At 50.4% G+C, this 12,132-nt stretch carries 10 protein-coding genes; 4 read left to right on the forward strand and 6 right to left on the reverse strand.

The window, feature by feature from the left end:
- Window positions 1-61 precede the first annotated feature (61 nt).
- Complete coding sequence (lamB, locus tag AC6R0R_RS11610) at window positions 62-1,390, reverse strand: maltoporin LamB (RefSeq protein WP_500626786.1); 1,329 nt, start codon at window positions 1,388-1,390, stop codon at window positions 62-64.
- A gap of 450 nt (window positions 1,391-1,840) precedes the next feature.
- Between lamB and glgX the strand changes: the two genes are divergently transcribed.
- On the forward strand, window positions 1,841-3,793 hold the full coding sequence (gene glgX, locus AC6R0R_RS11615; RefSeq protein WP_500626787.1) for a glycogen debranching protein GlgX: 1,953 nt from the start codon (window positions 1,841-1,843) through the stop codon (window positions 3,791-3,793).
- A 4-nt stretch (window positions 3,794-3,797) separates the two neighbouring features.
- Window positions 3,798-4,664: a glycerol kinase gene (locus tag AC6R0R_RS11620; RefSeq protein WP_500626788.1), complete on the forward strand. Its 867-nt coding sequence runs from the start codon at window positions 3,798-3,800 to the stop codon at window positions 4,662-4,664.
- An 18-nt stretch (window positions 4,665-4,682) separates the two neighbouring features.
- On the opposite strand, the gene AC6R0R_RS11625 is transcribed toward AC6R0R_RS11620, so the two are convergent.
- Window positions 4,683-5,573 carry a LysR substrate-binding domain-containing protein gene (locus AC6R0R_RS11625; protein ID WP_500626789.1) on the reverse strand — a complete coding sequence of 297 codons (891 nt, stop codon included), beginning with the start codon at window positions 5,571-5,573 and terminating at the stop codon, window positions 4,683-4,685.
- 205 nt (window positions 5,574-5,778) lie between these two features.
- On the opposite strand from AC6R0R_RS11625, the gene hisC reads away from it, so the two are divergent.
- The gene (gene hisC, locus AC6R0R_RS11630; RefSeq protein WP_500626790.1) at window positions 5,779-6,858 is read left to right on the forward strand and encodes a histidinol-phosphate transaminase; all 1,080 of its coding nucleotides are present in this window, start codon (window positions 5,779-5,781) and stop codon (window positions 6,856-6,858) included.
- Window positions 6,859-6,880: 22 nt separating this feature from the next.
- Entirely contained in the window at window positions 6,881-7,648 is a 768-nt protein-coding gene (locus AC6R0R_RS11635; RefSeq protein WP_500626791.1) for an ABC transporter substrate-binding protein, read from the forward strand.
- 164 nt (window positions 7,649-7,812) lie between these two features.
- On the opposite strand, the gene AC6R0R_RS11640 is transcribed toward AC6R0R_RS11635, so the two are convergent.
- The 4 genes from AC6R0R_RS11640 to AC6R0R_RS11655 form a co-directional block, all read right to left on the reverse strand.
- Window positions 7,813-8,247, reverse strand: coding sequence for a YccF domain-containing protein (locus AC6R0R_RS11640; protein WP_500626811.1), 435 nt, complete (start codon window positions 8,245-8,247; stop codon window positions 7,813-7,815).
- 68 nt (window positions 8,248-8,315) lie between these two features.
- Window positions 8,316-9,047 carry a sulfite exporter TauE/SafE family protein gene (locus AC6R0R_RS11645; RefSeq protein WP_500626792.1) on the reverse strand — a complete coding sequence of 244 codons (732 nt, stop codon included), beginning with the start codon at window positions 9,045-9,047 and terminating at the stop codon, window positions 8,316-8,318.
- A gap of 128 nt (window positions 9,048-9,175) precedes the next feature.
- Window positions 9,176-10,732, reverse strand: coding sequence for a cryptochrome/photolyase family protein (locus AC6R0R_RS11650; RefSeq protein WP_500626793.1), 1,557 nt, complete (start codon window positions 10,730-10,732; stop codon window positions 9,176-9,178).
- Window positions 10,733-12,073 carry a DASH family cryptochrome gene (locus AC6R0R_RS11655; RefSeq protein WP_500626812.1) on the reverse strand — a complete coding sequence of 447 codons (1,341 nt, stop codon included), beginning with the start codon at window positions 12,071-12,073 and terminating at the stop codon, window positions 10,733-10,735.
- Window positions 12,074-12,132 lie beyond the last annotated feature (59 nt).

Consider the following 12,132-nt stretch of genomic DNA (forward strand, 5'->3'; position numbering starts at 1 on the left):
AAAAAAGCCGACTATAATAAGCCGGCTTGGATTTATGGACTTATAAGACTAGGAAACTATATTACCACCAAGCTTCCATTTGAATACCAACACTGAACTCTGTGTCATCGGTATCATTTGCAAAGCTATCTGCTTCGTGATCCATGAAGTATGAACCGTAGATACGGATTTCAGGGCGCGCCCAAAAGCTAGAACCCGCAGACCATGCTTGTGCAATCGTTAGCTTAGAACCAGACGCGTCTGTCGTCGTGCCACCAGACTTTGTTTCGTCAGCAAAGTAACCCGCTTCAAAGATAGTACGCATGTTCTCATCCCACTTATACATTGGGCGAACAACTGCGTTGTATGCGGTGATGTCACCATCATCAGTATCATTTGCTTGTGCATACATGACTACGTGGCCCAATTCCCAAGCGTCACCCAGACCTGTTACACCCCAGTTGATGATACGGAAGCCATCAGCGTCATTGTTATCACCTGAGCGATCAAACCAGCCACCGCCACCGTAGGTCGCCATTTGCTTACCGTAAGAAGAGGTACCGTACTGAAGGACTGTTTGGTTAAAACCATTAGATAAACCTTGACCAATGACCGCAGTTAGCAATAGTCCATCATCAGCCGCCACTGTTTGGCCTTTCGCCTCAGAAGCAAAATCATAAGCCAATGCGAGCTCTAAGTTGGCATTTTCCCAAAGGTCGATACCCGCATAACGTAGGTCTAAAGTATAGCCGGACACAGTTTCATCTTTGGTTTTAGCTACCGTCTCATAATTTGTGGCATCGCCTTCGACAGAGAGCTCACAAGTTTTGTCTCCGTTACAATCAGCCCAAGCTTGAGATCCTGCTTTTGTCAACTGGCTCTGGTAACCATCATTAACCGTTTGCGAACCATCATCATGCATCAAAGCAACGGACAGTTTACCACCACCTAGAGATAGATTTTCGATACCGCCACCAGCACCACCAGACGTGTCTAGGAAGTAGAAGTCGGTGATATGAATGTCTTTACGTTGGTAGTAACGCTGACCGGCCCATAGAACGGCGTCTTTATCTGAATCGATCAAGCCTTTGGCTTGCACGTTCATCACACGTAATGCGTTAGAATTACCTTCCCAGTTATTGTTACCTGCTTGGCCGTAAGCAACCAATGACTCCAGTTTAAAAGAGACATCGCCTTTGTTGTACAGCTCAGCATTCAAGCCAATTTCTGCGTAAAGGTCGTCTTCATTACCAAGACGGCCTACTTTGTTTTTCTCGTAAGTCACGTGAGAACCTTCACCACTCAGGCCAACACCTGCACGAGAGTAACCGTGGAATTCCACATCAGCTGCGAAAGCACCAGCAGATAATGTCGCAGCCACTGCAGCAGCAATTACACTTACTTTTTTCATTATTTAACTCCATTTATAGGGATTATTATTCTTTTACTCTCTTCCTCTAAGGACATCCCGCAAGGCAGTAACGGAGTGTTTGAAAAAGAGAGGTAAGATAGGACTTGGCTTGCGCTTCATCCTCGTTCGTTTCAACTGTGGCTAGATTAACGAAGCGGGGTAAGGCTGACTTCCTCCACCTCAGATTAATTTGAGGGGGATGAGAAGGGAGGAGGAATGTGGGAGTACGCCGTTGATTTGGTTGAGATCACACTAATCGGGAGGAGTAGAGGAGGATCTCGAAACAAAGTTTCGCACCAAATGACACACGGCTCACGATTTGGTTTTTTGGTTTCATTAAATTGTAATTAAATTTCATTGAGAATTATTTTGGTAATAGGCTTGACCTGCTATAAACAAAACTATTTACTAAAGTGAGATTGAAAAACACACGACAATAAGTAAAAGACAATGCAGTGCTCTCGCCCATACCCATTAGGGGCCACCTTGGATGCAGCAGGTTGTAACTTCTCGATTTTTTCGCCTTCTAACCAAGACTTACAACTCGCGCTTTTTAAAGCCGATGGCTCTTATACGACGTACCCGCTCGATAATGAAGACGCGGGTATTAAGCACACCTATATAGAAGGGATTAAAGCGGGGCAAAAATACGGCTTTATTACCCGGGTCAACGATGCAGAGCATTATCTCTCTGACCCTTATGCCAAAGCCCTCGACAAGCCTCTCTTCTATGACCTCCCTTTCAATGCTGAAAAAAGTTTCCAATTAGCCAAGTGCGTCGTCACTAAAACCAGTTTTGATTGGCAAGGTGTCGCTAAGCCTCATCGCCCGCGTGACGAAATGGTGCTGTTTGAAACGCACGTCAAAGGGGTCACCAAACTTAACCCGAATGTGCCTGAATACTCTCGCGGTACCTACTTGGGCTTAGTCAGCGAAGCGATGATCCAATTTTACAAGCAGCAGAACATCAATACTTTGCAACTGCTGCCCGTCGCCGCTTGTATGCATGAGCCGCACCTGCTCAAGATGGATAAAGTCAACTATTGGGGTTACAACCCATACTTGTTTATGGTGCCTGACCCAAGATACGCGATGCACGACGCGGTGACTGAGCTGAAAACCACCATTCGCGAGCTGCATCGCAACGGTATCGAGGTGATTTTGGATGTGGTCTACAACCACACCGCAGAAGGTGGCGCAGATGGCCCGGTGTTTAACCTCAAAGCGCTGGATGTTAACTACTACTTGCGTCACGACGATCACTACGCCAACTACACCGGCTGTGGCAATACGGTGGATCTCTCTTACCAGCCGAGCCTCAACTTAGTTATGGACACCCTGCGTTATTGGGCGCAGGAGTTCCAAGTGGACGGTTTCCGCTTTGACTTAGCCGCGACCTTAGGTCGTGAACGTGAAGCCTTTAACCCCAATACCGCTTTCTTTAAAGCCGTCGCCCAAGATCCAATCTTGCGCGAGGTGAAGTTGATTGCCGAGCCTTGGGACATTGGCCCGAACGGCTATCAAGTGGGGAATTTTCCGGTTGGCTGGAATGAGTGTAACGATCGCCTAAGAGACATCACCCGCAGCTTTTGGCGTGGTGACCAAGGCTTTATGAAAGAGTTTGCGACGCGCATTATGGGCTCGCGTGACCTCTACAGCGCGGCGAATTGGCCCTATAAACTGACCGTTAACTACATCACCTATCATGATGGCTTTTGCATGCAGGACTTGGTCTCCTACAAGCAAAAACACAATGACGCCAACGGCGAACAGAACCGGGACGGTCACGGGGATAACCGCTCCGCAAACTATGGCATCGAAGGGCCAACCGACAATCCGCGCATTATCGAAAAACGCGAGCGGCAGAAACGCAATTTCATGGCGAGCTTACTGTTCGCCTTCGGCATTCCGCACATTTTGACCGCCGACCTCCTCTCTCACACCCAAGGGGGCAACAACAACGCCTACTGCCAAGACAACGAAATTAGCTGGCTCAATTGGTCTATGACCCAAGACAAGCAGAGCTTTCGTGAGTGGCTGGCGCAAATGGTGAAAGCACGTCAAACCTACATGGTACCGTTCATTCGCGCCTTTAGTGGCGATACCCGCAATGAAAACCGCGTACTGTGGCGACGCATTGATGGCACCTTCATGGAACATGAAGATTGGAACCAACTTAGTTGTGTCGCTTTGCAACTGGGCATCGACAAAGCAGGTGACGAGCTGTTCTACTGCATCAACCAAACCACGGCGCCCGCGCGCTTTACCTTGCCAGCAGAAAATCAACAAGAGTGGATGATGATCTGCAACACCGATTCGCACGAAGTGCATCAAACCATTGATCACAAACAAGTGCTCATCGCGCCAGGATCGATGGCGATTTTCCACTATAAGGCTAGTTAAGCCAGTGGCCGACAAACTCTCTACCACCGCGCTGGCAAAACAGCGCGGCTTGGATGCCAAGGCCTTGTTCAATCAGTTGAAACTGGCTGGCTACATCAATCGTGATGACGAGAGTTGGGTGCTAACGGAGCTGGGCAAAAAGTTTGGTGGTGACTACGCCACCCATCCCAAATTTGGCCAATTTATCGTCTGGCCAAGCAACCTACTGATTGATAGTGACGCCACCAGCGGCAAAACGCTCACCGCCACCGAGCTCGGCGAGCGCTTTTCCCTAGCGGCGAAAAAAATCAATCAACTGCTTCAAGAACTCGGTTGGATCCAAAAAACCGAACAAGGCTGGCAAGTGAGCCAGACGGGGCTCAGTGTCGGTGGTTACCAACGTGAGGATAAACAGAGCGGCCAGAAATTTGTCGTCTGGCATGACTCAATAGCGCGCAACAAACGCCTGAGGCAAACGGTGGTCGAGTTTTCCGGTCAAGATGCACACGCGCACGCGACGGATAAATCCCTCTCTAGCTTTCGGCAAAAGTTTGAAGCCAAACATCGCACCTTAGACGGGCACTATGTTCGCTCCAAAGGTGAGCTACTGATTGATAACTGGCTGTACATGAACGGCGTTGTCCACGCCTACGATAGACCGCTGCCTATTGAACAAGATGTGTTGAGCGATTTTTATCTGCCAACGGGCAACGTCTATATCCAGTATTGGGGCTCAGATAGCGGCGCAATGCCAGATGACCAACGTGAGACCCTTCGCGCCCTCTACGCTCAACATGGTTTTGAACTGATTGAGATACACCCAGAAGAGGTCGAGACACTCGATGAGTGTCTACCCGCCAAACTGCGCGCTTACGGTATCAAGGCGTATTAACCTTCCACTGGCCAAAGACTAAGGCGTATTCACCGACGCCAACCATTCAACAAAGGCACTCAAATTCGGATTGTCGCTGTCTGCGGGAGCGATCAAATAGTAGCCTTTGCCGGACAGCACCTCATGCTCAAAAGGCTGAATCAGTTGCTGATGCTCGATTTGACGTGCTGCCAGCGTGAGATCGCCGACCGTCATCCCGTAGCCCAGTTGCGCGGCATTCATCGCTTGATCTAATGTGGCGAAGGTTTGGTTGCGTGCGCCGCGCAGTTGACTTAACCCAATACTATCAAGCCACAGCTGCCAATCGGATTGCTCCGCATTCGCGTGCAGCCAGTTAACGCGCCGCAATGACTGGTAAGCATCACCGCCCCCCTCTTGCTGCGCTTGGTGCCAGATCTGCGGTGCACAAACTGGGGAAAGCCGCTCCTCAAACAAAAGCACCTGTCTCACACGCTTGGTCGCACTCGCTCGGCCATACATGATCACCAGATCAAAACTATCAAAGTTAGGGTGGAGCTGATGCTTGGTGGTCGAGGTAAGCTCAACATTGATATCCGGATGAGAAATCTGAAACGCCGTCAATTTTTCCAGCAAAAACGTGGTGATACAGCTAGGTGCATTGAGTTTAATGCGGTTGGCGCTCTCTGCGACCTCACGCACCGCATTTTGCAATTGGTGAATAACCGCTTCGGCCAGTGGCACAAACTTGAGTCCGTCTGGTGTCAGTGCCAAACCGCGAGCGTGGCGATAAAACAGGCTCACCCCCATCATGGATTCAAGTGACTGAATCTGACGGCTGATCGCCCCTTGCGTCATCGCCATCGCACTCGCCGCATGAGTAAAATTGAGATGCTCCGCCGTTGCCAAGAAGGCTTGCAAATTTTTTGTCGAAGGAAGTCGATGATTCATCGTCAATACTTGTCTGCCAGAATGCTACGACTCTAGCACAAATCATGTTAAAACCCCTAGCACAAGCCATGACAAAAATGCATGGCTATCATGTATTAATTTCGTTTCATCCAACTCCCATTTTTGACTAAATTGGCAATACAAACCGCTTATAAGAAATAATTTTTCATTTTGAGCGACTATAAAATCAGTCAAAGGAACGTAAATGGATTCATTAGCGGATAAATTAGCGCCTGAGAGCATAAAAAAATTAATACCTTATCAATCTGCTCGACGCATAGGTGGCCATGGACGCGTGTGGCTCAACGCCAACGAGTTAGAGACCCCGATCTTTTTTGATGAACAACAATCCGATTACTCCCGCTACCCTGACTACTTGCCTCACGACATCGCGCGCGCTTACCAAGCGTACTGCAATACCGATCAGGATGTGATGGCCGTGCGCGGTGCCGATGAGGCGATTGATCTGTTGGTCAGAACCTTTTGCCAGCCAGGTAAAGACAAGATCGCGATTTGCTCGCCAACCTACGCCATGTATGAGTTTTGCGCCGAATCCTTCGCGGTCGACACTATTGATGTCCCTTTGATGGGCAGTGCTTTTGCGTTAGATGTTGAAGGCATCAAATGCGCAGCGCCAAAGGTTAACCTTATTTTTCTCTGCTCGCCGAATAATCCGACGGGCCAACTGCTCGCCCGTCAAGACATCATTACCGTGCTCGAAAATACCGCGAACGACGCCATCGTGGTCGTGGATGAGGCATACATTGAGTTTGAACTTGGCGAGAGCGTGGTCGACCTTATCGATCACTATCCGCATCTAGTCGTCATCCGAACCTTATCCAAAGCCTTCGGTTTGGCGGCGGTGCGCTGTGGTTTTATCATCGCTCAACCAGCGGTTATGGACTATGTGAAAAAGCTCGTCCCTCCTTACCCGATGCCTGACAGCACGGCGGAGATTGTGCTTAAAGCGCTCAGCAACGAGGGACTAAAAAAAGTCGCCGCGGCGACCCAGCGTCTGATTGAGACCAAACAGCGCTTTATCGCGCGCATTGCCTCACTCAACTGGATCGAGACCCTCTACCCGAGCGCAACAAATTTTGTTCTAATTCGCACCAAACCCGGTGTGGATCTGTTTCAGTACCTCGCCGAGCATGGCGTGGTCACGCGCAATCAGGCTCATGAGCCAAGCTTGAAGCATTGCGTTCGTATTACCATCGGCTCAGAGCAAAGCATGGACGAAGTTGCCGAGCTCATGTGTCGCTACCCCGCCACTTCGGCGCAGTAACCCATTATAAAAAGGAACCACGATGAAAAAACTCCTCACTCTCATTGCTTGCACCGCAACTATGATGACTGCCCCAGCGTTGGCGAAAACCGTGCGTCTGGCGTCTGATTTCACTTATCCCCCTTTCAACTACATGGATGCCGATGGCAAACCTGCGGGCTTTGACATTGAAATCGCCGATGCCCTATGTGCTGAAGCAAAACTGGAGTGCACTTGGGTATCACAAGGTTGGGATGCGTTAATTCCAAGCTTACTCGCGCGTAAATCGGACGTCATCATGGCCTCGATGCGTATTACTGAAGAGCGTAAAAAGCGCATTCTGTTTACCGACAAGTATTACCAAACGCCAGCACGTTTCGTCACCGCTAAGCAAGGCGACATTGAGATCAGCCAAGCCGGACTGAAAGGGAAAGTGATCGGTGTGCAGTCAGGTACGATTCACGACCGTTACGTCACCGACAAGTTTGGTGATGTGGCTGAGATCAAACGCTACAGTGGTCAAGATGAAGTGTACATCGACATGCAAAACGGTCGTCTGGACGTCACCTTTGGTAACTCAGATCAACTCGCGCTTGCCTTCTTAGACAAAGAGATTGGTGCAGGGTTTGAATTTGTGGGTGAAGCGGTGACTGACAAAGCCTACATTGGTGAAGGCACTGCACTGGCACTACGTCAAAGCGACACAGCGTTAGCCGAGCAGTTTAACCAAGCCATTGCCGCCATTCGCGCCAACGGCACTTACGACAAGATCGCCAGCAAATACTTTAGCTTCGACATCTACGGCGAATAAATGACGGACGAACAAATAGAAGCTCGGCGAACCAATGACTCATTGAGTCACTGAGCGTAAGACGCGTTTTCCTAATCGTTCGTCTAACAGAGCGTCAAAAAGAGAGCCCCGCACACTGTTATATATAGTAAGCGGGGCTCTTTGGTGAGTGGTACTCGCGGAATCTACGGGCGATTTGAATAGCGTGCCCGAGCGGCTTGCTCGACGGGCACAACCGTTTTACCAATCGGTGCGAGCGAAATCAGCGCCAATTTCAGGTGTTGCAGCGCGAATGGGATACCAATGATGGTGATAAAGCACGCCACCGCAGAACAGATATGACCAATCGCAAGCCAAATCCCCGCCAGTAGAAACCAGATGATATTACCCACCAGCCCAAATGGACTGGTGCCAATGTCGACATCATTGGTCAGCTCTTCACGGGAAATCGCCTCTTGGCCAAACGGAAAAAAGGAAAAATTGCCCATCACAAAGCACGCACGCCCCCAAGGAATGCCAATGATGCTGATAAACGCCAGCAGACCAAATAACCACCACATCAGCCCCATAATGACGCCGCCGCACACAAACCAAATCACATTGCCTAGCATTCTTAGCATAGTCATTCTCAGATCTCCTCACTCACTGTTGGTCATCTATTCAAACACAAAACCGCTTCGCACGCTCATTAGCTGGCCAGTGCCTGCCACACAGCCGTGATACCACTGATACTGCACAGCAATAAGGCGCCCACGCGAATTTTCTCTTTGGGTAACGAATGCGTCGTCATCTGAGCCAGCTTGTAGCCTACCCAAGCAGCAGGGATCAGCGGCACGGTGATCCAGACATGGTGCCAATTCAAAAAGCCCGCTGGCATTTGAATCATCAGAGAAATGATAGAGCTAAAGACAAAGAACGCCGAGAGATTACCGCGCAACTGGTTTGCTTCTTGATGCTGCAACAAAAGCGCCATCGGCGGCCCGCCGATGGCGCTGCTGGTACCAAAAAAGCCAGAAAAGAAACCTGCGATGCCCATTTTGACGGGGGTTGGCTCAATACGAAAAGGCAGCAGACTCACCGCCACGGCAAACAGCACTAATAAACCGAGCCAAAGCGCGAGCATGTCGGTCGAGACCATCACCAGCAACACGCCACCAGCGATAGAGCCCGGCACCCGACCAATCAACGCCATTTTCAAGCCGCCAATTTCCACACTGGCGCGATACTTGAGCGCATTCAGCAGCGAGATAAACAGCGCAACGAGACAGATCGGGGCGGGAACATAATCCGGTGACACCAAGAACAGCAGTGGCGCCGCCACAATCGCCAAACCAAAACCGATGGCGGTTTGGACAAAAGAACCAATAAAAATAAGCAGCGCCGCAATCAGCGCCTCAGAAGTCATCCACTCAGCAAACATAGGTCAACGCAAACAAAAAACGGTGTTTACCGCTTTTGATAATCAATCAATAACGTATCTTAACTGAGATAGCGTCATGGAGATACCACAGATCACGCTAAGTACCTCATTGCTTGCAAGGTGCGGCGTTACAACACGTCTATCTGCGCTAGGTAACGCTCCGCCGTTGATAACACCTCTGCCTGCTCGGCCTCTGACAGCTTATCCCAACTGCGATAGATCATACCGATGCGTGGGTTACGACTGAGACGCTCACGATGAAGCAACATAAAACGCCAGTACAAACTATTGAACGGGCAGGCCCTATCTCCGCTGCGTTGCTTCACATCGTAGTGACACCCTTTGCAGTAATCGCTCATCTTGTTGATGTAGTTTCCGCTTGCACAATAAGGTTTGGTGGCGATGATGCCTCCATCGGCAAACAGCGCCATCCCTCGCGTGTTGGGCATCTCTACCCACTCTATGGCATCAATATAGATGCCAAGGTACCACGCATCGACCTCGTCCGGCGCAACACCAGCCAGCAAGCAAAAATTGCCCGTGACCATCAAGCGTTGAATATGGTGGGCGTAAGACCACTCAAGCGATTGACCAATACAGGCACGCATACACTTCATCTGAGTGCGGCCATGCCAAAAGTAGCTCGGCAAGGGGCGCTGGGCTTGCAGCTCATTGAGCGTCGCGTAGGTTGGCATGTTGATCCAATAAATACCGCGCATATACTCGCGCCACCCGATGATCTGACGGACAAAACCTTCAATCTGCGCCAAGGTAATCGGGTTGTCAATGCGCTGACTCTGGTGGTAACTCTCTAACGCTGCGTCCATCACCTCCCTTGGGCTGAGCATTTTAGTGTTGATCGCAAAAGAGAGTCTGCTGTGGTAGAGGCTCCATTGGCTAGGATGCTGATCGGTCATCGCATCTTGGAAGCGACCGAAAAGCGGCAGACACACTCGGCAAAAGTGCGCCAACAAGTTCAAACCTTGATGACGAGATATCGGCCAGACAAGACGCTCTTGCTGCTGCCCGATCGTCGGGATTTGATGACGCTTGATACGCTCATTGATCGATGTGACATCGTTGGCAAACAGCAAAGGTCTCGGCAGCGCTTCAATATCGGACTTTTTGAGCTTATTGCGATTGTCGCCATCAAAATTCCACTGCCCACCGACGGGTTTGTCTGCGTCCATCAAAATATCAAAGCGCTGGCGCATTTTGCGGTAGAAATTTTCCATCTTGACCGCTTTAACCGACTTAAAATAGTCGCCAATCTCATCAAATGGCAGCAAAAAGTGGTCACTCTCGACACAGCGCACTGTACATTGAGGCAGTGACAACAGTTCGAGCTGCCGCATCAGTCGGTATTCATCCGGCCTTTGATACTCGAACGTCTCGGCATTAACCCGCTCGACCCAATGCGCGATTAGTGAGGGCAGATCCTTGTAGGGCTCGGTGTCATCGAGAGTCAGATGCACCACGTGATGCCCCACTTCTTGTAGCTCACGCGCAAAGTTCGCCATTGCGGCAAAAAAAGCCGCGATTTTCTGGCTATGATGACGGGTGTAGTGCGCTTCTTGATGCAGCTCTGCGATGAGGTAAAGCACCCCTTCCTCTTTCTGTGCAAACCAAGCGTGCTGATGATTTAACTGATCCCCCAAAATGAGCCGAACGCAGGAATAGTTCACTTATCTCCCCTCCCCGCTATCCTCAATCGGCCAGCCATTGTAGTCGAAGGCATCTAAGCGCGAGAAGGCATCCAAGCACGAGTGCGAGGGTGTCCCCTGCCAACGGCGGATAAATTCACCATCAGGGTCGTAAGTTTGGGTCTGTTTCTCGAAATTAAATTGACGCCCGCTGCGTGGATCCGCTCCGACGCCCGCAAGATACTGCCAGTTTCCCCAGTTTGAGGCCACATCGTAGTCCACCAACTGCGTTTCAAAGTACGCAGCGCCATAACGCCAATCCATACTCAACTCATGAACCAAACAGCTCGCCACCAGTTGACGGCCGCGGTTGGACATATACCCTGTCGCACGCAACTGTTTCATGCATGCATTAACGATAGCATAAGGCGTCTCCCCTGCTATCCACGCCGCAAAGCGCTCCGGGTAAAACGACGTGAGCGGCGCTTGATCTGTGATACCTCGAAAAGCGAATAAACGCTGACGATGCAATCTTGCATACCAGTAGAAGTAGTCACGCCACAGTAGCTCAAACGCAATCCAATAGGTTGACTCGTTGGCTCCATGAGCCGCCTCATACTGCGCCAGTTTGGCCAAAATGGTCCGTGCACTGAGACAACCTTGAGCGAGCCACGGTGAGAACTTGGTCGAATAAGCCATGCCCTCAAGGCCATTGCGGGTCGTTTTATAGTGACTCGCGTTGGACGTCGAAAAGTAATCGTCACAATGAGCTAGCGCCGCGCCCTCTCCTCCCAGAAACTGTCCGCTTTGGCAGGGACTCGTCGTCACTAGGGGGTAGTCGACCTCAATCACACTTGGCAATGTCTCAACCACAGGCAAGGGCCCTGGCACTGCAAGGGGTTCGACACGGTTTCGAAATCGGCTAAAAGTGGCAGGCAGTTCGGCGAGTGAAAAAGGCAGCTCAGATTCATCAAGTATGTGGCCACTCTCTCTTTGGATGATATTGAGATCAGGACACGTTGCTTGCAACGCATCCACTATGCGCTGCTCATCTATACCGGCAAAACGTTGACAATAAAAGTGGGTAATGTCCTGCTCTCGAATGAGAGCTGCGAGCGAAGCGGCGCTAAGATCAGGCAAACAATAGAGGTTTTGACCCAATTTAGCCAAACTGGCCGCCAGATCGCTGGCCGATTGAGACCAAAAAGCCTCTCTGCTCGCTCCCAACTGGCACTGCTGAGAAAAGCGAGAGAGGAAATGGGTCATTTGAGGCGGGCTGCAGACGCAAAGCATCTCATCGACCTGCTCTGCTGCGGCTTGAAGTAATGGGTTGTCTGTCAGACGAAAATCATTGTGAAACCAGTACAACCCTCTTCGAGATATGGGGAGTGACAAAGCCTTGCTCCATAAAATCAATCACTCCCATTCAATACGCAGTTTCT

Source organism: Vibrio sp. R12-SW3-ISO1 (genome assembly GCF_059834005.1).